Here is a 21,148-nt window from a genome sequence, read left to right as displayed (position 1 = left end):
TCTATGAGAACTGCGTCAAACCTAGCCGCGATCTTGTTTGTGGGAGTCATTTTCGGATTGGTGGGGCGGACGCTTCGCCAACGTTCGGCGCCCACCGGGCCCGGTCCCCAGGATGTGGTCTACACGGCCGAGGTGGCGCCCGGCGAAGAGCCGCTGGTTGCCGACAGTACCGAAATCGCCAACGACGAAGTGATTCATCCTCCTGAGGACGAAGCCTGGTTGAGCCGGTTCGAACTGACCGAACGCAGCGGCGAGTTGGTCAAGAGCGAAGACCTGTTGGGCGAGCCCTATGTGGTCAGTTTCTTTTTCACGACCTGCCCGAGCGTCTGCCCGCAACAGAACCAGAAACTGAAAGAGTTGCAGGAGCGTTTTCGAGACGAAGGCGTCAAGTTCCTGGCCATCTCCGTCGACCCCGAAAATGACACGCCGGAAGTGATGCGGGAATATGCGGCCCGCTTCGGTGCCGACAAGGACCAGTGGTTGTTCTTGACCGGCGATTTGACCTACATCCGCCGCATCGGGGGCGAGATTTTCCAGCAGCCGATCGACAAGGGGTTTCACACCGAAAAGTTTGTGCTGGTCGATGCGAAAGGAAAGATCGAGGGCTTTTACAGCTGGCCGGAGCCGAGGCAGTTTGAAAAGCTGCAGGCGGCGATCAGCGAAATGCTGTAGCGGCAGCAGCGAGATGGCAGAAAAATCGGGGGCAGAAAGATGCCGGCGATCAACTTGGAACTTGGGACTTAATTAACGATGTGGCAGTTTTTAGCCGATTATCTGCCGCACTGCACGGCGTTGTTGAACGCCGCGGCGACGGTCGTGTTGGCGCTCGGGTTGATCCGGATTCGTCAAGGCAATCCGCGCGGGCACAAGAAGATGATGTTGACGGCGCTGGGGATCAGCGCGTTGTTCTTGTTGCTGTATCTGTTGCACAAGGTCGCGTTGTATCTGACGACCGGGGAGCCGAACACGCGTTTTCCGACCGATACGGAGGTCGCACCGCTGGCGGCCCGCTACACGTACTACGGGATCCTGGGCACGCACTTGTTGTTGGCGATCGCCGTGCCGTTCTTGGCGCTGCGTGCGGTGTACTTGGCGATGAAGGGCCGGATCGTTGCGCACAAGAAATTGGTGCGATTCGCCTTCCCCGTTTGGATGTACGTGTCGGTGACCGGCGTGCTGGTTTACCTGATGCTGTATCAGTTGTATCCGGCGGCGTAGCGCGTCAGTTCGGTGGCGCGTCCCGCTGGGGGCATGCCAGCACGTGGCGTGAGCCAGTGGCGCGTGATGAATTCCTCTCGTTCCAAGGCTCCGCCTGGGAACGCAATGCGGGGGAGGCTCCGCCTCCGTTCTTCGGTAGGTCACGCTGTGCGTGACAGCCGCGGTAGTGATCCGTCTATCGATATTCGTCAGGCACCGTTCATCCGCCTGATTCGATCGCGGCCGGAATCGAAAGCCTCCAATGCCCGATTTGAATGACCCCACGGATGGCAGGGCGTACCCACGGATGAAAAGCAGCCTGGGATCCTTGGGTACGCCTTGCCGTCGGTGAGTGTTCTCCGTTGCAGTGATACCCGGCATGCCCTACGCCTTCTTGGCACCGACGTAGGCCATGCGGAGCAGATGCAGGACTTCGTCGAACATCTTGTCCTCTTCTTCGTCGGTGTTGCCCTTGGTTTTTTCTTCGAGCATTTCAAGGGTGTCGATGAAGTGTTTGGCGATCCGCAGGTCGGTCCCTTTTTCGCCCGTTGCGGGGTTTTCCATGACGCCCAGTGCGACCATGGCTTGGCTGTAAAAGGTGCTGATCAGCATCGCCAGTGACGCCGGGGGCAGATCGCCGGTGAGGTCATCGGCGGGTTCATCGGCGGCGGCTTGCTGGGGTTCGTCGGCGAGCGTCTTTTCTTTTTCGACCTGCGATTTCCAATCGTTGTCGACGACCAATTCCGGTTCTTCTTTGTTTTCTGACATGGGGATTTCAGGCGTGTGGATTAGCGTTGGCTGATGGCGGGTTGTTCACGTTCGTGTTTACGTGTTCCTCGTTCAATCGCGGCTTCGACGAATCCGGCAAACAGCGGATGCGCTTTCAGCGGCTTGCTTTTGAACTCGGGGTGATATTGTACGGCCAGGAACCAGGGATGGTCGGGCAATTCGACGATTTCGACAAGGCTTCCGTCGGGGCTGGTTCCCGAAAACTTCATGCCGTGTTCGCGGAATTGATCACGATAGGCGTTGTTGAATTCGTAGCGGTGTCGGTGGCGTTCGTGGATCTCCTCGGCCCCGTAGCTCCGCTGCGCCCGGCTGTCGTCGGCCAGGAGTGTCGGTTGGCTGCCCAGTCGCATGGTGCCGCCCATTTGGGTCACGTTTTGCTGTTCGTCCAGCAGGCAGATCACCGAGTCCGGGGTGTCTTTGTCGAATTCGCTGGAGTGGGCTTTTTCCAGGCCGCAGACGTTGCGTGCATATTCGATCACGGCGCACTGCATGCCCAGGCAGATTCCGAAAAACGGGATGCCGCGTTCCCTGGCGAAACGGATGGCTTGGACCTTGCCTTCGACGCCGCGTTCACCGAAGCCGCCGGGGATCAGGATGCCGTCAAAGCCGCCGAGCAGGCGTTCGCATCCTTCGCGTTCGATATCGCTGCTCTGGATCCGGCCGATGCGGATTTGCGCCTGGTGGTGCATCCCGGCATGGTCGATCGATTCGTAGATCGATTTGTAAGCGTCTTTGTGTTCGGCGTATTTGCCGACGACGGCGATGCTGACTTCGTGCCGCGGGTTGCGCAGTCGGTGCAGCAGATCGGTCCAGGGGGTGATGTCGAGGGCCTTGCTGGACAGCCCCAGTTTCTTGACGACCAATTCGTCGAGTTTGTTGTCGACCAGCGAGATCGGGACTTCGTAGATCGAAAAATCCTTGTCTTTTTCTTCGATCACCGCCTCGGTCGGGACGTTGCAAAACAGTGCGATCTTGTCGCGTTCTTCGCGGCTGATCGAGTGTTCACAGCGGCAGACCAGCACGTCGGGTTGGATGCCGATTTCACGCAATTGGCCGACGGAGTGTTGGGTCGGTTTGGTTTTCAGCTCGTCGGCGGCTTTCAGGTACGGCACCAGGGTCAGGTGCATGTACAGCACGTTTTCGCGGCCGACGTCCTGGGAGTATTGGCGAATCGCTTCGAGGAACGGCAGGCTTTCGATGTCGCCGACCGTGCCGCCGATTTCGGTGATCACGACATCGACGTCGTCACCACCCATTCGCGAGATGACGGATTTGATCTCGTTGGTGATGTGGGGGATGACCTGGACGGTTTTCCCCAGAAAACGCCCCTTGCGTTCCTTTTCGATCACCGACAGATAGATCTGGCCGGTCGTGTAGTTGCAATCACGGGTCAGCGCGCCGCTGGTGAACCGCTCGTAGTGCCCGAGGTCCAAGTCGGTCTCGCTGCCGTCATCGAGCACGTAGACTTCGCCGTGCTGATAGGGGCTCATCGTGCCGGGATCGACGTTGATGTAGGGATCCAGCTTCTGCATTCGCACTCGCAATCCGCGAGATTCAAGCAGCATGCCCAGGGAGGCGCTCGTCAGGCCTTTTCCGAGCGAGGAAACAACCCCGCCGGTTACAAAGATGTGTTTGGTCATGGACGCGGATGATACCGCGCTGACGAAAAACCGGAAGTGGCGGGATCCTCGATGCGCTGTCGAAACGCGGCAAGATCTTCCGGCGTGTCGATTCCGGGCATGGCTGGGCCGACTGCGGCGACGACGATTTTTTTTCCCGCTTCGATGGCCCGCAGCTGTTCGAGTTTCTCGGTTTCTTCCAGCACGCTGGGGGGCGAGCCGGCGAACCAGGACAAGAAGTCGCGGCGATAGGCGTAAAGCCCCAGGTGGTGCCAGTAAATCGGCGGGTTGGCCTGGAGCAATTCGGCCGGGTCGCTGCCGCGGCGGTGGGGGACGCAGGCGCGACTGAAGTAGACCGCCCTGCCCTGCCCTGAACTGATACTGCCCTGCCCTGCACTGATACTGCCCTGCCCCGCACCGATGCTGCCCTGCCCTGAACTGGCGGCTGTCGGGGAAAAACCGGCCATCACGATCTTCACGATCGCCGGGTCGCGGAGTGCCTCGGCCGACCGGATCGGCGTCCCAGCGGTCGCCATGTCGGCCTGTGGATCGCCGGCGAGCGTCTCGGCGACGGCGTCGATCGCCGCCGGGTCGATCTCCGGTTCGTCGCTTTGCACGTTGATAAAAATCTCAGTGGTGGGAAACCGGTCGGCGACCAGGGCGATGCGGTCGGTGCCGCTGGGGCAATCGGTCGGGGTCATGATCCAGCGGCCCCCGAACGATTCCACTTCGTCGGCGATCCGCGGGTCGTCGACCGCGACGATCACGCCCGCCGACGCCGAGGCGGCGCGGGAGGCCGATTCGTAGGTGTGTTGCAACACGCTCTTGCCGGCCACCTGTTGAAGCAATTTCTCCGGCAATCGGGTCGAGGCGAGGCGTGCGGGCAGCACGATTTGGGTGTCGGGCATCTTGGATCGCGTCGGGAAAAACGGTTGACAGTCGGTACGGGCGGGTCTACCTTTCGCACACAACGTTTGGTGGTGCCGTCGGGCGGTATTGAATCGTCCGCGGAAACAGGGAACTTTGGTGAAACTCCAAGACGGCCCGGCCGCTGTAACCGATGCTGTTGGTTTTCACGTCGTTTGAACAAAGGCGACGTGGGAATCAGCCGTCCACGCTTCACTCTTTTAGCCATTGTCCGCGGATCGTCCTGCTTGACGCAAGATGACCGAATGACGAGAAGGCGAAGCGCGACGACGTCATCGGGAAGTCAGAAGACCTACCACCCGACGGACGCTTCAGGGACCTTCCAGGGTGAGGTCGGCGTCAACAGATTGGCTTGCGCAAGCACGATTGCATCACCAGAGTGTGGGATGCCGGAATGCGCGCATCGGTCTGTACACTAAAGCGTTCGCTGCCGCCGGGACATCCGAGTCTGGTCATGCGTTACCGTAACCGTCCAATCCGTGGCACCGCCAGCGGGCCGACCCGCATCGGGTTTACCCTGGTCGAATTGCTGGTCGTGATCGCCATCATCGGGATCATGGTTTCGCTGTTGTTGCCGGCGGTCCAGTTCGCCCGCGAGGCGGCTCGCCAGGCCAATTGCCGCAACCACCAGCACCAGATCGGTGTGGCGCTGCATGCCTATCACAACCTGCACCGGTCGTTGCCGATCGGATGTTTGGAGTGGCGGTTTTGGGGCCAGCCGAGCACACGAAAGAACCTGGCTTGGTCGGCGTTTCTGTTGCCGCAGATGGGGGAACAGGCGTTGTATGAGGCCGTTGATTTCAACTACGCGTTTGATCATCCGCGCAACGCCGATGCGGCGGCGGTCGTGGTCGAATCGTATCTGTGCCCCACCGAAATTCCTCAAGGCAACGGGCGTGGCGAGATCAGTTACGGGGGCCTGTTCGGGGAACGCATCGTCGACCGAAAACCGGACGACGGGGTGTTCCTTTACGAACAGCGGATTCGCTATCGCGATTGCTTGGACGGTTTGTCCAACACGATGGCCACCGGCGAAGACATGGTGGGGCCGGACAGCGAATGGATCAACGGCGGAAACGTGTTCGTGCAATCCCACCCGATCAACGACGATCGTGCTTGGGTCGGCGACAACGAAATCCGTTCGTTGCATCCCGCCGGCGCCATGGTGCTGTTTCTCGACGGCAGTGTGCATCTGCTGAACGAATCGCTCGACAAGATCGTGCTCGGCCAAATGATCACCCGGGCCGGCCACGAAGTGATCCCGGCCGACGCCTGGTAGCGATGCGTGGTGTCGATGCGTGGCGTCGACGTGCAACTCAATCTGAATTCCAAAATTCGAACTTCAAGATTCACAACAACGAAATCGTTTCACCATGAATGTCTCTCGCCCATTTCTGTTTGCCCTGTTCGCCGCCGGCTCGCTCTGTTCGATCGCCGGCGCCGAAATCGTGACGTTTGAGAACCTGTTGACCACGTCCGAATCGTATTACAAAGGCGACACGTCACAGATCAACCATGATCCGTGGACCGTTGACGGGGTTGAGTTCAGCAATCAAACCACCTGGGTTGGGTCTTGGGGCGGTTGGGCGTACAGCAACACCACCGACACGGCGACGCCGGGGTTCACCAACGAGCATTCCGCGATCACCGGTGGCGGCAGCGACGGCGCCGGCGGATCCGTGGGCGGTCAGACGTACGCGCTGGCGTTCGGTTCCGGTGCGACGATCAATCTGCCGACGGGCGCCTTGATCGAAAGCGTCGATTGGACCAACGGGACGTACCCCTATCTCTCGATGCGTGACGGAGACGCGTACGCGAAGGAGTTCGGCGGTGGCAGTGGATCCGAGTCCGACTTCTTTCGTGTGACCCTGACCGGCTACAGCGACTTGAACGCGACCGGCGCCGCAACGGGAACGGTGACCTTGGATTTGGCCGATTACACGTTCGCCGACGACAGCCAGGATTACATCGTCAACACGTGGCAGGTCAACGAAGACCTGACGGCGCTCGGAAACGCGCGTTCGATCGATCTGACGTTCCAGTCGAGTGACGTGGGACAGTACGGAATCAACACCCCGACGTATCTGTTCATCGATAATTTGCAGTACTCCGTCACGGCGATTCCCGAGCCGACCGCGTTTGGATTCTTGGCGCTCGTCGGAGGCGTTTGCACCTTGCGACGCCGGCGTTAAATCGCCGGGCAGGCGAAACGGGGGCGTCTGCATCTTGGCTGGGCTGGGGAGCCGATTGGATTTATCGGATTGGGGCTCCCGGGGGCCGGCAGCGTGTCTGCCGGTGGCGGACAGGCGATTTCACCTACTGGAGAGCAGTCCGGGTGCTTTCTGTTAGCGGCAGGGCGCGAGCCCAATGCCGCTAAATCGAGGGGCCACTTACCCCAAAATGGCTCCCCTCTCCCACGAACAAGCCTCTTCGTTGATTCGGATTGATCGTGTGCGACAAGCGATTCTAAAAAGCGAAAACTTTGCGACTAGGAGAGGCTTGTTCGGGGGAGAGGGGCTGGGGGAGAGGGGCTCAGCATTGACACGCTTCACATCGATTGACGTGCTAAACCGCCGATCATTTTGAGGCGTGATTGTTGTCGGGTTTCACCGCTTAGTCGATCAAGTATCGCCTTCGGGTCTTCTCTGCTCGTATGCGACACTTCGGACTGGAATCCCCCTCACCCCCAGCCCCTCTCCCCCGATTCCTGACTCGCTTAGGCTCGCCAGGAATCGGGGGAGAGGGGAGCCATGGCGGTTCATGCTCGTTTCTCAATTTGGCGGCATTGGCCTTACGGCCAGCGGCTCACCGATGGCTAGGCAGATTTCAAACCGGACCGCTTGCGGCCTGTCGAATCGCCGCAACCAACTCGGCGATCGTTTGCTCGAGCAACTCGGTGCCTCCGAATCGCATGCCCAGGGCTTGCAGTTTCTCGGTGACGATTTCGTGTTTGGCGGTCTTGGCTTGGCCGCTGATGTTGGAGGCACTGCCGGTGAGGCGTTTGGCGATCGTCGCGACTTCAAAATCGCTGATCATCCGGTCACAGCAGTTGTAGGTTTGGCCGGCGATCGCGTCGTCTTGGTCGAGCAACAGTGACACGGCTTTGGCGATGTCGTCGGCGTGGACGGCTTTGCTGCCGCCGTTGGCCTGGACGTCGTTTCCGGCGCAGACCTGGGCAACCAGGTCGAACCAGCGTGAGTCTTGAGCGGGGTCGGCAAGGCCATAAATCGATGGCGGGCGGACGGTGGCGGCGAGCAGTTTTCCGCTGGCGCCGTAGTGGTGTACCAGGGTTTCGACCGATGCCTTGTAGGCCCCGTACAGCGTCGACGGCAGCAAGGGGTGGGTTTCATCAAGCGGGCGGTCCGGCAGCACGGTGTCGTGGACGGTGCCCGAGGACACGAAAATGAATCGTTTGACGCCGGCCCGCTCGGCGGCGTCGAGTAATTGCAGCGATCCGGTCGCGTTGCGCTGCCAGTACTCGAGCGGGTCGTCGCCGCTGTCCATGAACGAGTCTCCACCGCGAAACAGCCCGGCGTGGACGACGGCATCGACCGATTCGACCAGTTGTTCGGCGTGGTTCAGGACGCCGAGTTCCCCTTGGACCCAGCTGGTGGGGTGGGGTTCAGGTTCGGTTGCCGGTGGGGTGCGGTACCACGCCGTGATCGTGTGGCCGTCGTTGAGAAGCCGGCGGATCAGGTAGCGACCCAGAAATCCGGTGGCGCCGGTGAGAGCGATGCGCATGAGAGAGTGCCTGTGACGAAGGGGGATCGGGCGATCAATCGCTCGATCGCAACATGCTATCGCAACATGCAACCGCGCAGCAAACAACCGCCTCGAGCGCGTGCGGCGGATCCATTCCGGCCGCCGGCGGGGGCGGTTGGTCGTGGTGAAGGCTGGGAGGAGAGGGGGCGTGGAGCTTAGTTGCCCATGGCGCCGGAAATCGCGGCTCCAGAGGCGTCGAAGCTTTTTTGGGTTTCAGTGGTCAGGGTGGCGACCGAGCCGACGCAGACGGCGATGATCAGGGCGAGCATCACGGCGTATTCAACTGCCGTTGTGCCCTCCTCATCCCGCCACAGCGACTGGCGCTCGGGGAGTGGGTCTTGGTTGGTCATGGTGGGGATATATCTTTTTGGTTGGTTTTCTCGGGGAAAAGGCACAGCCAAGGAAACATAGGCCAGGAATCTGCGTAATCACTTCGAATACGCACAGTTTTTCAGTGCCTGACCGGCATGGCTGGGTTCAAGCGGTAGGGATTGGAGCGTCATTTCGGATTCCCCGGCGTCGAGGACGCTTTGGGATCGCACGTTGTCATCGGCTTGTCCGCGTTTTACCCTGGTGCCAGTTCCGTCCTCCCACTCAAGCTCAAATGATCGGTCCAGTATTCAATCGCGAGGCGACCGTGGTTCCCAAGCGTCCCAAGACGTATCTGGCCCGCGGTTTGTACCTGATCGCGCTGTTCGGGCTGCTTTGCACCGGGTACCTGGTGCTGGACGGATCGCGGTCGTTGGCGACGGTGTCCGATTCGGCACGTTTCGGCGGCTGGATGTTTTTGCTGCTCGCCCCGCTCCAGTTGTTGGTGCTCTCCAGTCTGGCGGCGGTGGGATCGGCGGCCAGCGTGGCTCAGGAAAAAGACCGTCGGACGCTGTTGTTGTTGCTGATGACGCGGCTGAGTGGATTTGAGGTCGTCGTCGGCAAGCTGGCCGCGACGTTGCTCGGGCCGCTGGCGATGTTGCTTGCCGCGTTGCCCCTGTTCCTGGTGCTGCCGCTGTTGGGCGGCGTTTCGCCCGGACAGGTGTTCTCGGTCTTTCTGGTGACCGCGGCGACCGTGGTCTTTGCCGGTTCGGTCGGCACCGTGGTCGGGCTCTGGCGTGAGAAGACGTTCCAGGCGATCGCGTTGACGGTGTTGATCTTGCTGATGTTGTTGGGGGCCGGCGAGATCGCGATCGCGTCCTTGACGCTGCCGGAGGTGCTGGTGTTGGCCCTCAGCCCCGTGCGTGCGTTGGGCGCCGCGGCGTCGCCGCTGGGAAGCCTGTCGCCGCAGACGTCGCTGGGGGTCTGGTTGTTCACGGCCGCCACGCTCGTGGCGGCCGTCGTTGTGTTGGCCGTCGGAGTCGCCCGCGTGCGTGTTTGGAACCCGTCCCGCGAAGTGCGACTGAAGGCACCCGAGCCGGAGACGAGCGAAGAGATGGAAACCCGGCAGGCGCCGAGCAGCTGGAAAGTCCGGGCGCCGCGGCAGGTTTGGAAGAACCCGATCCTCTGGCGCGAGGTCCGCACGTGGGCCTATGGTCGCAAAGTCGTTGTGATTCGGTTTGCGTTCGGATTGCTGTTTCTGCTGGGGGCGGCGGTGATTTATGGTCAGATGCAAAACGGGACCGCGTATGAGCCGGCGGCCCGGATCGGTCGCGCGTTGCCGGCGGCGACGTTGCCCGTCGCCGCGATCGGCGTGGTCAGTTTGGTGTTGATCAATGCGTTGGCCGTCAACGCGGTCACCGGAGAGCGTGACGGTTTGGCGCTGGATCTGTTGTTGGTCACGGATTTAAGTCCCCGCGAATTTGTGTTCGGCAAGTTGTTGGGGGTGCTGTATGTCGGCAAGGAGATGATTCTGTTGCCGCTGGCGTTGTTGCTGTTTCTGGCCGCCAACGGAGTGATGACGTATGAAAACATGGTCTACGCGATGTTGGGTGCGGCGATCTTGTACGTGTTCGTCAGCATGCTGGGGATTCACGCCGGGCTCAACTATGTGGCCGGTCGGACGGCGACGCTGGCGAGTTTAGGGACGGTCTTTTTTCTCTGCGTCGGGATCGCCATCTGCATGACGATCATGGTCAGTTTTCGGGGCGCGTTTCAGCTGCAACTGGCGCCGTTTTTGGTCATGATTCTCGGCGGCGGTGCCGCGTTGTTCGCGTCACTGGGCTGGCGGAATCCCTCTTCGGCGATCTTCCTGGCCTCGTTCACGCTTCCCTTGATCACGTTTTATTCGATCACTCAGTTCCTGTTGCAAACCGACCACCTGTTCGTGTTCTTTTCGATGGCGGTGGGCTACGGGTTTACGATTGCGGCGTTGATGATCCCCGCTCTCAGCGAATTTGATGTGTCGCTCGAACGCGATCGAGGGGCCGAGGGAAATGGCTGATTGAGCGAGCTGTTGCAGTACGTCGGCTGGTTGGTGCCGATGGCGGTTTTGATTCTGCTGAGTGCATTGTTCAGCGGCAGCGAAGCGGCCCTGTTCTCGTTGACCTTGCGACAGCGCCGGCAACTGCGTCGCAGTGGCGTCGGCGGCCGGATCGCCGATCGGATGCTCAGCGATTCAGACAAGTTGCTGTCGGCGATTCTGTTTTGGAATCTGCTGATCAACATGACCTACTTCGCGATCGCTTCGATCGTCGCCAGTCGACTCGATGGCTCCGAGGATGCCGGGGCAAGCGTGGCGCTGTTGTTCACGTCGGCGAGTTTGTTGGCGATCATTTTTTTCAGCGAGATGTTGCCCAAGAGTCTGGCGTTGTTGGCCCCGATGCAGACGTCGGTGTTGATCGCGCCGCCGTTGGGTTTGGCGGTCCGGCTGGTCAGTCCGTTGCTGCCGATCATCAAGACCTCGAACCTGTTGGCCAGTCGATTGCTTTGGCCGTCGTTTCAGCCCGAAAATGAAATCGACTTGGCGGACATCGAGCGCGCCGTGGAACTGGGCACCGACGACGCCGCGCTGCTGGCGCGGGAGCGTTTGGCGCTGCAGAATTTGGTCGCCATCGCGGAAACGCGGGCGAGTGAGTTGATGCGTCCCCGCAGCCGTTTGCACTTGGTCGAATCCCCGATCAAAGCAGAAACCTTGTTCGCCCAATCACCGCCGGGCGGCTACGCGATCATCACCGATGAATCCGGCGAGACGATGATCGGTGCCCTGGGAGTCCGAATGTTGCGGCCGAGCCAGATCGATCATTTCGAAGACCTGGTGGAACCGGTGATCTATGTCCCCTGGTCCGCTCGTGTGGCGCGTGTCTTGGATCTGTTGAATGAGAATGATCTGAGCGTCGCGATCGTGGTCGACGAATACGGCGATGGGATCGGAGCGCTGTCGATCGACCGGATTTTTCGGCGGATGCTCGCGCCCGAGCATGACCAATTCGAAGAAGACACGGATTCGGCCGCGATCGAGCAGTTGGAGCCCGATTTGTATCGTGTCGCCGGCGGCATCTCGCTGCGTCAGTTGGCCAAGCAACTGGCCGTCACCATCCCCGACGAATCGGTGGCCACGGTCGCCGGGTTCATCCAACGGCACAATGAACGCTTGCCGCGTCTGGGTGATCAAGCCATGCTGGAAGACTATCTGTTGACGGTCGTCGAAGACCAGGAAGGGGCGTTGCGAATCGAAGTCCGGCGGCAATCGGGATCGGGTGCAACGCCTTCACAAGACGAACGGGATTACCGATGATCTTCTTCGCCATCGTGCTGTTCTTGTTCGGTCTCGTCTTGAGCGCGTTTTTCAGCGGCAGCGAAACCGGAATGTATCGCGTCTCTCGAACCCGGTTGGTGCTCGACGGCTTGGACGGTTCACGCAGCGCCCGGGCGCTGATTTGGGTCTTGAATCGACCCGTGTTGTTCGTCGCGACGGCACTGGTCGGAAACAACTTGGCAAACTTTCTGACCAGTTTCGCCATCGTCCTGGCCGTCATCGCACTCTTCGGCGACTCCTCTGCGGCCGAACTGATCGGACCGATCCTGATGACGCCGGTCGTTTTTGTGTTCGGAGAACTGCTGCCCAAGCATTGGTTCTTTCAAGCCCCGTACCGGCTTTTGACACTGGTGCGACCGGTGTTGTTGTTGGCCACAGTGCTGTTCCTGCCGGTGTCGATTCTGTTGGGCGTGCTGGCCGCCGCGCTGGGGGCGTTGACCGGCCAGACGCCGTTTCGAATCTCCGTCGCGATGGCACGCGGCGAGCTGACGCAATTGTTCCGCGCGGGGGAAGAAGCGGGCATCCTGCACTCGGGCCAGCGTTCACTGGCCGGCCAACTGTTCGACGTGGGGAACGAACTGGCCGTCTCGTTCGCCGTCCCGCTGGAACGATTGGCCACGGTCGAGTTGCCGATCGACAAGGTCGCCACCGCCGCGGCGGCCCGTCGTCAGAACCATCCGATCGTGTTGGTCCAACAGAAAAAGAAAATCGTCGGTTACCTCCGGTACTCCGAGTTGGCGACCGGCAAAGCCCAGGTGGAAATCCGACCGGTGATCCGAGTCAGCCAGTCCGAACGTCACCTGACGACGTTGCTGAAGTTGTATGACGTCGCCAGCGAAGTCGCGCTGTTATGCGACGACAACGATGAGGTCCGCTCCGTCGTCACCCGACGTCAGCTGCTGCAACCGATGAACAAGTAACAAAGTGGGGGAAGCATCGTGCTTGCCGTGTCGAAGCACCCGTTGTCTGCTCACCCGCTAGGACTTGGTGTAACCGAGGCTGGTGATCACCAACAGCATTTCGTCACAGGTGATGTAGCGGCGATGATGCTGCAGTTTGTACTGGTCGATCGCCAGTGCCAACTCGCGTCCGGCGTCGGACAGTCCGTCGTGTGAGCTGCCGAACTGTCGTCTCTCGGATCCCGCCTGTGACGCACCTTCGCGACGTCGATCGACAAACCCACCGGACTCGTTGCCTTGTGATCGGTCCTGACCGGTGCCCTGCCCCGTCACTCCCGGTGCGATGGGTGAAGTAGCGAAATCACTCGATGGCGTTGCGTTGGCGGCATTGAATAGCGACATGAAGAGCTCTCGTTCAAAAAAGGACTGTGGACGGATTGGGGTTTTGGATTCCGTTGAATGTCCGTAACGACGGAATCGGCGACGTTGCCGTGTGGTCGAATTCACCCTGTCCCGCGCAGTTCGTCACTCAACCGTAGTTCATTCGCGGGGGTGACGCGTCCAAAGAGCCCAAAAAACGTCCCGTCCGATCCAGGGGAAAACCCGTTCCTGCGCGTTAGGTTCCAATTACGGGCGTCGCTGTGGCGCGGCGAACCGGACAACCGTCACAATCGGTCGTCTCAGCGCCGCGTCTCGTCATCGGATTGCTGCGCCGCCAGCTGTTCCGGTGACATCAGGTACGCGTTCCAGCCGCTCGTTTCGACCAGTTGCGGATCGAGTTCGAACGCACGGGCGATCGATCGGCTGGCCTGGTCGGGACGTCCCTTTTCGAGTTCGATCGCCGCGAGTTGCAGGTGTGGTTCGGCGCGTCGCGGGTCGCTTTCGGCGGCCTTGGCAAAGTGCTTGGCGGCCAGTTCGGGGCGATTCAGATTCCGCATCGCGATTCCCCGCAGCATGTGCACCCGGGTCGGCGCGGCGGACTCGTCGCCGACCGGATCGAGCTGGTCCAGCGTTGCCAGGATGCGATCGTACTGATTGCCGTTGAGATACAGCTCGGCGACATGCAACTTGGCGTCGATATAATCCGGCTGCAAGGCGAGTGCGCGATGGTAGGCCGCCAACGCCTCCTCTTCGTTCCCTTTCTGACGCAGACAATCGCCGCGGAGGGTCCAGATTTCGGCGGAGTTGCGTTCGGAGGCCAACGCGATTTCACTTTGCGTCACCGCTTTTTCGAGCTGCCCTTCCTGCAGGTACATCTCGCCGAGTCGGCCGACCAAACGCGGGTCGCCCGCACTCAACGCGACCGCCTTTTCCATGTGCTCGATCGCCGAAACCCGTTGCCCCCGATTCCAATAGGTTTCTGCCAGACCGCGATGCGCCCGATCGTCTTTGTCCGACAGGGCCAGGGCTTCGCCGAACAATTGTTCGGCGTCGGTCCACTTGCCGACCCTCATTTTCTGCAGCCCCTGGCGTGACAGCTTTCGCGCGGCGATCGATTGTCGGCTTTCGCCAATCCCATGGATCGCACGGCAGCCTGCGGTGCAACACAGCCATGACAGCAACACCACGGCGACCGGCAACGCTGTGAAGCATTTTTTTCCGGTGTTTCGTAAGTTGTTAGCGGCAGGGCGCGAGCCCTCCGGTTCCGCATCTTTGCCAAAACACCGGAGGGCTCTCGCCCTGCCGCCAAAAAATGCGTCACCGCGTTGGCCGACCCGCACACGCTGGCGGGTGCCGGTGTCGCGCGGCGGCGCCGCGAGGGTCGGGTTGGGGCGGTGGATCGAACGCACGCGTGTCACCGGACAAGGCTGGGTGGAAAAGGTCGACGTCGGGGGATACCGTGACGGCGGATGTTTTTTTGGGACTTCGACGCATTGACAGGAACCACAAATACCAGCGAAATGCGTTGCACTGCAATTGCGCCTTTTACAGCCCCCTGATTTGCCCGCCAATTTGATGCCTGCTCAATTTGATTCTTTCGGACTTCGTTTTCTCTACCCCGACAACTGGACCGTCGCGGACCGTGCCGAAGAGGAAGGGGACCAGGGGGCGACGTTGGATTTCCCGGGGGGAGGGTTTTTCTCGATCGAACGGACCAAGGCCGACGAGGTCCCGGGTTTGATCGAGCAAATCGTCGCGGCGATCGCGGCCGATTACGAAGACCTGGAACGCGAAGATGTCGCCTTGGACGTGCTGCCGGCCGAGACGCCGGTGACGGACCTGCGGTTCTACTACTTGGATCTTTTGATCATCAGCCGGATCGTGATCTTGCGGCCCGACGGGGACCCCACCGGCGAGGACGTGTTGATGGTTCAGATGCAGGCCGAGAGTCGAGATTTTGACAAGAACGAGGCCGTGTTCGCCGCGATCCTAAAACAGATCGCACCCTAGTGCTTTGTCGAGGATTAATAGTGGGGTAAGCTTCCAGCTTGCCGTCTGGTTTCACACGTGAAACGCAAGCTGGAAGCTTACGCCACCTTCTTCCTGCCCCCCCCTTTCCGTGGACAATCGGAAAAATTAGCTGCAACGCAGCACTCGTCTTCGGCTAGACGAGGTCCTGTTTGCGTTTCTTGCGTCGCCGCCGCGAGCACTCACGGCACACGCCGCTGATGATCATCCGGTGGGATTCGACGCGAAAACCGTGCAAGGCGGCCATTTGGTCACGAATTTCGACCAGTTCGTCGCTTTGAAATTCCAGCAATTTTCGGCACCGTGTGCAGTACAGGTGGTCGTGCTGGGGGTAGCCGTAATCGTGGTCGTAGACGGTGCGGCCGTCGAGTTGAAAACTGTTGAGCAGCCCGGCGTCGACACATTCACGCAAGGTGCGGTAGACGGTCGCGGTACTGACATAGTTCGCTTCCCCCCGCCGTGGCAGCCGTTCGATCAACTCTTCGGCGTCGAAATGCTCGTGCTGGCTGAACACCTGGTCGATCAAGAATTTACGCTGGCTGGTTTGCCGCAGCCCGCGCGACTGCAGGTACTCGCTGAACCGTTCTTGGGGCGAAAGCGAAACCTCCAACGGCTCGACCTTCGTCGCAACCGTTTCGGAATTCGAGTTCGCCGTTTCGGAGGTCGAGTCCGACAATTCAGCCATGGTGCGTGTCAGAGAGAACGTAGCATCAGCCCGTCAGCGCGGGGCGAGCACCCTCTCGAAACGCTGTGTCGACGAGTCCGGTCATCTAGAAGTCTACACGACCGGTCAATGGCTGTCTTCGCCGGCGCGACCCGGACCGCTGCGGAATCTCAGCCGTCGGCGACGCGGTGCGTCACGATGCGGAGCGGTATCAAGCCGTCAGGGCGTCAACCCAACAGGTCCAAAAATCGATCCAGTGCCGCGTCCATCCGTTCGGGCGAGTCATAGGAACCGTCGGCGATTTGCCGCCGCAGTTCGGCGACCCGTTCAAATCGGATGCCTTCGCCGGCGACCGACGCGTTGCCTTCGACGCGATTGGCCGAGGTGGCCGCCTGGCTAAGATCGAGCTGGTCGACCGGGCCGGCCGACGCCGGCGACGAGGCTTGGTCGAGCTTGGAGGCACCCGAGCCGCGATCGACTTGCGAGGTGGACTGGACGTTGGAAGCGGATTGCGTGGTGGAAACCCGATAGGGACCGTAAATCTGCATTTGAGCGATGCTCCGGAGACAAAATGGACTACCCAATCACTGACAACCGACCGGAGAAATCGATCAGTTGATAGCAATGAGGGGATTTGGGCGACGTAGGCCGGACCGGACCGATGGGGCAACCCCCACCGATGTTTAGTCATTTCCGCATCGACCGTCAGCGCCGCGATCCGTGTCCCAGGATGCAATCCGTACAGCTTTGAAGAGACTTTTGCTAAGCGCGAGCAGCGGAAACAGTTATAGGTTTCGGCGCGCCGATCCGCGTCAGTTGAGTCCATTCGTGAACTTTTTGGGGCCAACCCGAGACACTGGCAGCGACGTTAGCAAAGCGGCCGGGGGAATTGCAAGTCGATTCTGACCAAGCGTTGCGGGAGACCCGTTTTCGGACGCCACCCAGCTCGACTTCGCTTGGGTCTGAGAAACTGGCACCGTCTGGCAGGATCCGTTCAAATCAGGTCCTGTGACCGGCACACCCGAGGGGTGACAACGTTCTGACGCCCGATGGATCCCCGTTCCTCCGCATGCGCGGATTGATTGCAATGCGTTCGCCGGCTGAATGAATGCGGCTCATGCGGCCGGGTTGGTTTCTCCGTATTCGAATTCTGTTTTCGTATTTTCCTGGCTGAGGGTATATCAGGAATACCCTCTAAAACGGATCGTTCTATGTCGCTTCAAGAATCACTTCGTGCACTCGCGCCCGATCAAAAACTCGCGATCGTTACCCAGCTTTGGGATGACTTGGCGGCATCAGCGACCTTGACATTGCCCGAAGACGAACTGGCGGAGATGACCCGCAGGCGCGAAGAACTGCTTTTGAACCCAGAAATCGCGATGGACGCCGACGAGGTTTGGCGACGGGTTGATGGCGACTGAACGCTACCATCTGATTCAACTGAGCGGCGAAGTCGGGCGTTTTGAAGTGGATGATGAACCGTCACCGCCGGATGATCGGTTGGCGTGCTGCCAAGCTTACATCGTGATGTTCGCCCGCCGTATAATCCGTTTTGCTGTATGTGATATTCGTCGCGCATCTCTTTCCTTCGTCAACTTTGGGACGTCCCCTCATGTTCAAGTACGTATGTTTAGGCACGCTTCTGTGCGCACTAACATTTGGCGTTGCATCATCAATTGGGCAGACGCCCCAAGAGACCAAGCCTTCAGGCGATGACCGCATCGTCGCGCTTGAGAAGGAGCTTTCTGCTCTCACGGAAAGAATGAAGGAATTGGAGCGTGCGGCAGGACCTCAAGACAAGCAAAAATCGTTCGCGTATTTCTTCACCAACCACGACGTCATCGCGATCCAGCCGAAACTTGAGCGGCTACTCACACGGTCCGTTAATCTCGGGTTGTCGATCGGCGTTGACGCGCGTTCCAATCGCATCGTCGCCACGGGGACTGAGATCCAACTTTCGCAGCTTACGCTACTCGTCACTCTGATTGACGAAGGCATGATTCAGCCTTAAAAGTGACTGGCAATAGGGCATCGCCGGTGGCGTCGGTCGTTGGGCTTCATCGAATTGCTTTTCGCTTCGACGGTTGATTTGCGGTCGCGTTGGAGCGGCGTGACGTGATTCGCTCTAATGGACAGTGCGTGCCGTTGCATCTGAAGACTAACGGCTGCTTCACCAACCCGGCCCTCTTTTGAAAGCCTGTCATGACCTATCCCCGCACGTTTTCTCACATCGGCATTTCGGTCACGGATCTGGATCAAGCCGTCGAGTTCTACACCAAAACATTGGGATGGTATGTGATCATGCCCCCGACGGAAATTGTCTCCGATGACTCCGCGATTGGAGTGATGTGTGACGATGTGTTCGGGCAGGGTTGGGGGCGGTTCCGAATCGCTCACTTGGCCACCGGTGACCGGGTCGGCATCGAACTGTTCGAGTTTGAGAATGCCCAGAAGCCGGACAACAACTTTGAATACTGGAAGACCGGCGTGTTTCACTTTTGCGTCCAGGACCCTGATGTGGAGGGCCTGGCGAAGAAGATCGTCGAAAATGGCGGGAAGCAGCGGATGCCCGTCCGCGAGTACTATCCCGACGAAAAGCCTTACCGGATGGTTTACTGTGAAGACCCGTTCGGAAACATCATCGAAATCTATTCTCACAGCTATGAACTGACCTATTCGGCCGGTGCATACCAAGGCGGTTCGGACTGAAGCCGCGGGGCTGTGGCCGGGGGATTGCAATCGTGCGAACGGAGGGGCGTGATGCGATGCGCGATCCCAGTGCCGATTACTTTGGCGTGAAAGACCGGAGGGCTTGCGCGTCTGCCGCTAACAAAAACGCGTTGCTAAGTGTTTAAGCGGCATCTCGCTCGACCCTCCCCTCGCTGCGCTCGACCCTCCCTGCCAGGGAGGGTGACTTTAAAAAACGGCTCGCGCCTCGCTGCCAGGGAGGGGGAGTTTCAGAACTGCTCGACCCTCCCAGCCGGGGACGGTGACTTGGCTTGATCCGTTATTGCCAGAGTCTCAGCACGCTGACCAGGTTGTGATGTTGGTCGGTCCAGAGGGGCGCGTCACGCAGTTGGTCGGCGGTCGCTGTCGTGGCGGCGGCCAGCGCGGGGGCTTGGAAGATCGCGTGTCCCGGCTGGGCGATGATCATCCAGGTCGAGTGGGTCGTCCCGATCGAGTCGTCTCCGATGCCTTCGAGCATGCGACTTTCCAGCTCCGCGTCGCGGCTGAGGTTGTGAACCAGCGGTGAAAGTTCCAGGTGGTTGTTGGACGTGTGCACGGCCAACACCCCGCCTTTGGCCAATCGGTTTTTGTACAGCGCCATCGACTCGCGCGTCAGCAGGTGGGCGGGAATTGCGTCGCTGCTGAAGGCGTCGAGGACGAGCAGGTCAAACTTGGCGTCGGGCATCCGCTCCAGCACCAGCCGGCCGTCTCCGAGGTGGCGTGTCATCCGGGACGGACAGTCTTTCATGAAGGTGAAGTATCGATCGGCGATGTCGATGACCGCCGGGTTGATTTCGATCAGATCGAAATGGTCCGTCGGGCGCCCGTAGGTGGTCAGCACGCCGCAACCGAGTCCGACGATACCGATCCGCAGCGAAGGATGTTGTTGCTGCAGTTCTTTGATGACGTGGCCGACTCCGCTTTCGTATCCGTAATAGGTGGTCGGTTGAGATTGATTCGGAGCGTAACGTTGCATCCCATGGAGGGTGCTGCCGTGGACCAGGCAGGTGCCGAGCGGTTTTTCACGGACTTTCAGCACGCCGAAGAAGTTGCGCTGCGATGCGATGGTTCGATTGTTGGAAACAAACGCCATGGTCAAGATGGGCGCGATCATCAACACGATCGCACCGTACTTCAATCGCGCCGCGGCGGCCCAGTCGTATTCGGTGCGATTCCAGGTCTTGCAGGCGAAGAACAACAGGAACGTCAGCGCGGTAACCAGGGCGACAAAGAACGGCAGTTCGGCGTGATTGTTCAATAGCAGCGGGCAGATGATCGCAACGATCACACCACCGAGTGCGCCTCCGGCCGACAGCATCGCGTAATACTTCGTCAATTTATCGGTTCCCGGTTTCAGCCGGGCGACTTCGCCGTGGCATAGCAGGCATGCGCCGAACAGCATCAGCATGTAGCAGGAGGCTTCGGCGATCAACTGGATGCTGCCCGGCAACAGTGTCTTGCCTTGGATCAGTGCCAGCGCGGCCAGCGTGACCGCGGCGATCGGCTTGGGACGGTACCACTGTGGCGAATCAAAGCAAACGATGAAGCTGGCCAGATACAGGCTGAGTGGAAGCACCCACAGAAACGGCACGACGGCGATGTCTTGGCAAACGTGGTTGGTGACCACTAGCAGCATCACCGAGGCGAGCGCGGGCAGCGCGATCCATGCTGCTTGGATGTTGGCGGAAATCGGAGTCGAAGGGAGTGCCGGCGTGGGAGAGTCGTTCGATGGGCTTGTTTGAGATGGACGGATCGAGTCGTCGTTGATGCGGAACAAGCTGATCGCGACGTAACCTTGGACGAGCGCGAACAGGCAGAACAGCAGCGACCACATGCTGGATTGTGTCGAGACCGAAAGCACCGGTTCAAACAGGAACGGATAGCTGAGCAGCGCGAACAGCGATCCCGCGTTGGACAGGGCGTACAGCCGGTAGACGCGTTCACTGTTGTCGTGAAAGCTGAGCCAGGCTTGGACGAGCGGTCCGGTGCTGGAGAGAACAAAGTACGGCAATCCGACGTGACTGGCCAGCATCCACAACAGGTACAGCGTCGGCGTCTCGCTGCCGGTCGGCTTCCACGCATCGGAGGGTTCGATGGGCAACGCCAGTGCCGCGGCGCTCAGCAGCAGCAAGTGAATCACGGCCTGGGCGAACGGATTGCAGTACGTACGGAGCACGTGGGCATACAGATAGCCGCCGAACAACAAGAGCTGGAAAAACAGCATGCACGTCGTCCAGACCGCCGGGGTGCCGCCGAACCAGGGCAGCACGCACTTGCTGATGATCGGTTGGACTTGAAAGACCAGGAACGCGCCGAGCAGGATCGTTGCGGCGAACCAGATCATCGACCGCCCGTGCGCCGAACCGGTGCCGGCAGATTCGGTTTGTGAGGGTGATGACGGTTGGCCGCTAATGGATTTGGACATGGCTTAAAAAAATTTCCCTCATGCGTCGTTCGGATTTCAGGGATT

At 60.0% G+C, this 21,148-nt stretch carries 21 protein-coding genes and 1 riboswitch; of the genes, 11 read left to right on the top strand and 10 right to left on the bottom strand.

Annotated features, from left to right (window positions below):
• The first annotated feature begins 3 nt into the window (after positions 1-3).
• Positions 4-672 (top strand): SCO family protein, encoded by a 669-nt coding sequence (locus tag Enr13x_RS31420; RefSeq protein WP_145390880.1) that lies wholly within the window; start codon positions 4-6, stop codon positions 670-672.
• Positions 673-750: 78 nt separating this feature from the next.
• Complete coding sequence (locus Enr13x_RS31415; RefSeq protein ID WP_145390879.1) at positions 751-1,218, top strand: DUF420 domain-containing protein; 468 nt, start codon at positions 751-753, stop codon at positions 1,216-1,218.
• A gap of 363 nt (positions 1,219-1,581) precedes the next feature.
• Here the strand turns inward: Enr13x_RS31415 and Enr13x_RS31410 are convergent, their stop codons facing one another.
• Genes Enr13x_RS31410 through Enr13x_RS31400 form a run of 3 tightly spaced genes read right to left on the bottom strand, consistent with a single transcriptional unit; the run spans position 1,582 to position 4,513 of the window.
• Entirely contained in the window at positions 1,582-1,965 is a 384-nt protein-coding gene (locus Enr13x_RS31410) for a DUF1844 domain-containing protein (RefSeq protein ID WP_145390878.1), read from the bottom strand.
• A 20-nt stretch (positions 1,966-1,985) separates the two neighbouring features.
• Positions 1,986-3,626 (bottom strand): CTP synthase, encoded by a 1,641-nt coding sequence (locus Enr13x_RS31405; RefSeq protein ID WP_145390877.1) that lies wholly within the window; start codon positions 3,624-3,626, stop codon positions 1,986-1,988.
• Complete coding sequence (locus Enr13x_RS31400) at positions 3,623-4,513, bottom strand: 3-deoxy-manno-octulosonate cytidylyltransferase (protein ID WP_145390876.1); 891 nt, start codon at positions 4,511-4,513, stop codon at positions 3,623-3,625. The genes Enr13x_RS31405 and Enr13x_RS31400 overlap by 4 nt, the downstream gene beginning before the upstream one ends.
• A 66-nt stretch (positions 4,514-4,579) precedes the next feature.
• Positions 4,580-4,846, top strand: a riboswitch (cobalamin riboswitch).
• Positions 4,847-4,986: 140 nt separating this feature from the next.
• On the opposite strand from Enr13x_RS31400, the gene Enr13x_RS31395 reads away from it, so the two are divergent.
• Together Enr13x_RS31395 and Enr13x_RS31390 are read left to right on the top strand one after the other, a co-directional pair.
• Positions 4,987-5,811, top strand: coding sequence for a DUF1559 domain-containing protein (locus tag Enr13x_RS31395; RefSeq protein WP_145390875.1), 825 nt, complete (start codon positions 4,987-4,989; stop codon positions 5,809-5,811).
• Positions 5,812-5,905: 94 nt separating this feature from the next.
• Complete coding sequence (locus Enr13x_RS31390; RefSeq protein WP_145390874.1) at positions 5,906-6,724, top strand: DUF4465 domain-containing protein; 819 nt, start codon at positions 5,906-5,908, stop codon at positions 6,722-6,724.
• 634 nt (positions 6,725-7,358) lie between these two features.
• Here Enr13x_RS31390 and Enr13x_RS31385 read toward each other — a convergent pair.
• Positions 7,359-8,273 carry an NAD-dependent epimerase/dehydratase family protein gene (locus tag Enr13x_RS31385; protein WP_145390873.1) on the bottom strand — a complete coding sequence of 305 codons (915 nt, stop codon included), beginning with the start codon at positions 8,271-8,273 and terminating at the stop codon, positions 7,359-7,361.
• A gap of 176 nt (positions 8,274-8,449) precedes the next feature.
• Positions 8,450-8,644: a Flp family type IVb pilin gene (locus Enr13x_RS31380; RefSeq protein ID WP_095740877.1), complete on the bottom strand. Its 195-nt coding sequence runs from the start codon at positions 8,642-8,644 to the stop codon at positions 8,450-8,452.
• 254 nt (positions 8,645-8,898) lie between these two features.
• Here Enr13x_RS31380 and Enr13x_RS31375 point away from each other — a divergent pair, with 254 nt between their 5' ends.
• The 3 genes from Enr13x_RS31375 to Enr13x_RS31365 are packed head-to-tail and all read left to right on the top strand — an operon-like array spanning position 8,899 to position 12,899.
• Positions 8,899-10,665: an ABC-2 transporter permease gene (locus Enr13x_RS31375; RefSeq protein WP_145390872.1), complete on the top strand. Its 1,767-nt coding sequence runs from the start codon at positions 8,899-8,901 to the stop codon at positions 10,663-10,665.
• The gene (locus tag Enr13x_RS31370) at positions 10,666-11,958 is read left to right on the top strand and encodes a CNNM domain-containing protein (protein WP_231743887.1); all 1,293 of its coding nucleotides are present in this window, start codon (positions 10,666-10,668) and stop codon (positions 11,956-11,958) included.
• Positions 11,955-12,899, top strand: coding sequence for a CNNM domain-containing protein (locus Enr13x_RS31365; RefSeq protein ID WP_231743886.1), 945 nt, complete (start codon positions 11,955-11,957; stop codon positions 12,897-12,899). The genes Enr13x_RS31370 and Enr13x_RS31365 overlap by 4 nt, the downstream gene beginning before the upstream one ends.
• Positions 12,900-12,956: 57 nt before the next feature.
• Here the strand turns inward: Enr13x_RS31365 and Enr13x_RS31360 are convergent, their stop codons facing one another.
• Both Enr13x_RS31360 and Enr13x_RS31355 read right to left on the bottom strand, forming a co-directional pair.
• Positions 12,957-13,280, bottom strand: coding sequence for a hypothetical protein (locus Enr13x_RS31360; protein WP_231743885.1), 324 nt, complete (start codon positions 13,278-13,280; stop codon positions 12,957-12,959).
• Between the two features lie 278 nt (positions 13,281-13,558).
• Complete coding sequence (locus Enr13x_RS31355) at positions 13,559-14,677, bottom strand: tetratricopeptide repeat protein (RefSeq protein WP_145390871.1); 1,119 nt, start codon at positions 14,675-14,677, stop codon at positions 13,559-13,561.
• Positions 14,678-14,834: 157 nt separating this feature from the next.
• Here Enr13x_RS31355 and Enr13x_RS31350 point away from each other — a divergent pair, with 157 nt between their 5' ends.
• Positions 14,835-15,269: a hypothetical protein gene (locus Enr13x_RS31350; RefSeq protein ID WP_145390870.1), complete on the top strand. Its 435-nt coding sequence runs from the start codon at positions 14,835-14,837 to the stop codon at positions 15,267-15,269.
• Positions 15,270-15,423: 154 nt separating this feature from the next.
• Here the strand turns inward: Enr13x_RS31350 and Enr13x_RS31345 are convergent, their stop codons facing one another.
• Positions 15,424-15,972 carry a Fur family transcriptional regulator gene (locus Enr13x_RS31345; protein WP_095740872.1) on the bottom strand — a complete coding sequence of 183 codons (549 nt, stop codon included), beginning with the start codon at positions 15,970-15,972 and terminating at the stop codon, positions 15,424-15,426.
• 206 nt (positions 15,973-16,178) lie between these two features.
• Positions 16,179-16,499 (bottom strand): flagellar biosynthesis anti-sigma factor FlgM, encoded by a 321-nt coding sequence (locus Enr13x_RS31340; protein WP_145390869.1) that lies wholly within the window; start codon positions 16,497-16,499, stop codon positions 16,179-16,181.
• A 663-nt stretch (positions 16,500-17,162) separates the two neighbouring features.
• Here Enr13x_RS31340 and Enr13x_RS31335 point away from each other — a divergent pair.
• The 3 genes from Enr13x_RS31335 to Enr13x_RS31325 all read left to right on the top strand — a co-directional run bounded on the left by Enr13x_RS31335 (position 17,163) and on the right by Enr13x_RS31325 (position 18,660).
• On the top strand, positions 17,163-17,372 hold the full coding sequence (locus Enr13x_RS31335; RefSeq protein ID WP_145390868.1) for an addiction module protein: 210 nt from the start codon (positions 17,163-17,165) through the stop codon (positions 17,370-17,372).
• A 191-nt stretch (positions 17,373-17,563) separates the two neighbouring features.
• Positions 17,564-17,962 (top strand): hypothetical protein, encoded by a 399-nt coding sequence (locus tag Enr13x_RS31330; RefSeq protein ID WP_145390867.1) that lies wholly within the window; start codon positions 17,564-17,566, stop codon positions 17,960-17,962.
• Positions 17,963-18,153: 191 nt separating this feature from the next.
• Positions 18,154-18,660 (top strand): lactoylglutathione lyase family protein, encoded by a 507-nt coding sequence (locus Enr13x_RS31325; protein WP_145390866.1) that lies wholly within the window; start codon positions 18,154-18,156, stop codon positions 18,658-18,660.
• A 298-nt stretch (positions 18,661-18,958) separates the two neighbouring features.
• Here Enr13x_RS31325 and Enr13x_RS31320 read toward each other — a convergent pair whose 3' ends face one another.
• Positions 18,959-21,103, bottom strand: a complete 2,145-nt coding sequence (locus tag Enr13x_RS31320) for a fused MFS/spermidine synthase (RefSeq protein ID WP_145390865.1) — start codon at positions 21,101-21,103, stop codon at positions 18,959-18,961.
• Positions 21,104-21,148 lie beyond the last annotated feature (45 nt).

The sequence above is a fragment of the Stieleria neptunia genome (genome assembly GCF_007754155.1).
Lineage (GTDB): Bacteria > Planctomycetota > Planctomycetia > Pirellulales > Pirellulaceae > Stieleria > Stieleria neptunia.
Note: the sequence above shows the minus strand (reverse complement) of the source record. Positions and strands in the feature narration are given on the sequence as shown.

Bases quoted from the DNA above. Each gene is read 5' to 3' on its own strand.
- Enr13x_RS31420 (WP_145390880.1), top strand. From the start codon at position 4: ATGAGAACTGCGTCAAACCTAGCCGCGATCTTGTTTGTGGGAGTCATT.
- Enr13x_RS31415 (WP_145390879.1), top strand. From the start codon at position 751: ATGTGGCAGTTTTTAGCCGATTATCTGCCGCACTGCACGGCGTTGTTG.
- Enr13x_RS31410 (WP_145390878.1), bottom strand. From the start codon at position 1,965: ATGTCAGAAAACAAAGAAGAACCGGAATTGGTCGTCGACAACGATTGG.
- Enr13x_RS31405 (WP_145390877.1), bottom strand. From the start codon at position 3,626: ATGACCAAACACATCTTTGTAACCGGCGGGGTTGTTTCCTCGCTCGGA.
- Enr13x_RS31400 (WP_145390876.1), bottom strand. From the start codon at position 4,513: ATGCCCGACACCCAAATCGTGCTGCCCGCACGCCTCGCCTCGACCCGA.
- Enr13x_RS31395 (WP_145390875.1), top strand. From the start codon at position 4,987: ATGCGTTACCGTAACCGTCCAATCCGTGGCACCGCCAGCGGGCCGACC.
- Enr13x_RS31390 (WP_145390874.1), top strand. From the start codon at position 5,906: ATGAATGTCTCTCGCCCATTTCTGTTTGCCCTGTTCGCCGCCGGCTCG.
- Enr13x_RS31385 (WP_145390873.1), bottom strand. From the start codon at position 8,273: ATGCGCATCGCTCTCACCGGCGCCACCGGATTTCTGGGTCGCTACCTG.
- Enr13x_RS31380 (WP_095740877.1), bottom strand. From the start codon at position 8,644: ATGACCAACCAAGACCCACTCCCCGAGCGCCAGTCGCTGTGGCGGGAT.
- Enr13x_RS31375 (WP_145390872.1), top strand. From the start codon at position 8,899: ATGATCGGTCCAGTATTCAATCGCGAGGCGACCGTGGTTCCCAAGCGT.
- Enr13x_RS31365 (WP_231743886.1), top strand. From the start codon at position 11,955: ATGATCTTCTTCGCCATCGTGCTGTTCTTGTTCGGTCTCGTCTTGAGC.
- Enr13x_RS31360 (WP_231743885.1), bottom strand. From the start codon at position 13,280: ATGTCGCTATTCAATGCCGCCAACGCAACGCCATCGAGTGATTTCGCT.
- Enr13x_RS31350 (WP_145390870.1), top strand. From the start codon at position 14,835: ATGCCTGCTCAATTTGATTCTTTCGGACTTCGTTTTCTCTACCCCGAC.
- Enr13x_RS31345 (WP_095740872.1), bottom strand. From the start codon at position 15,972: ATGGCTGAATTGTCGGACTCGACCTCCGAAACGGCGAACTCGAATTCC.
- Enr13x_RS31340 (WP_145390869.1), bottom strand. From the start codon at position 16,499: ATGCAGATTTACGGTCCCTATCGGGTTTCCACCACGCAATCCGCTTCC.
- Enr13x_RS31335 (WP_145390868.1), top strand. From the start codon at position 17,163: ATGTCGCTTCAAGAATCACTTCGTGCACTCGCGCCCGATCAAAAACTC.
- Enr13x_RS31330 (WP_145390867.1), top strand. From the start codon at position 17,564: ATGTTCAAGTACGTATGTTTAGGCACGCTTCTGTGCGCACTAACATTT.
- Enr13x_RS31325 (WP_145390866.1), top strand. From the start codon at position 18,154: ATGACCTATCCCCGCACGTTTTCTCACATCGGCATTTCGGTCACGGAT.
- Enr13x_RS31320 (WP_145390865.1), bottom strand. From the start codon at position 21,103: ATGTCCAAATCCATTAGCGGCCAACCGTCATCACCCTCACAAACCGAA.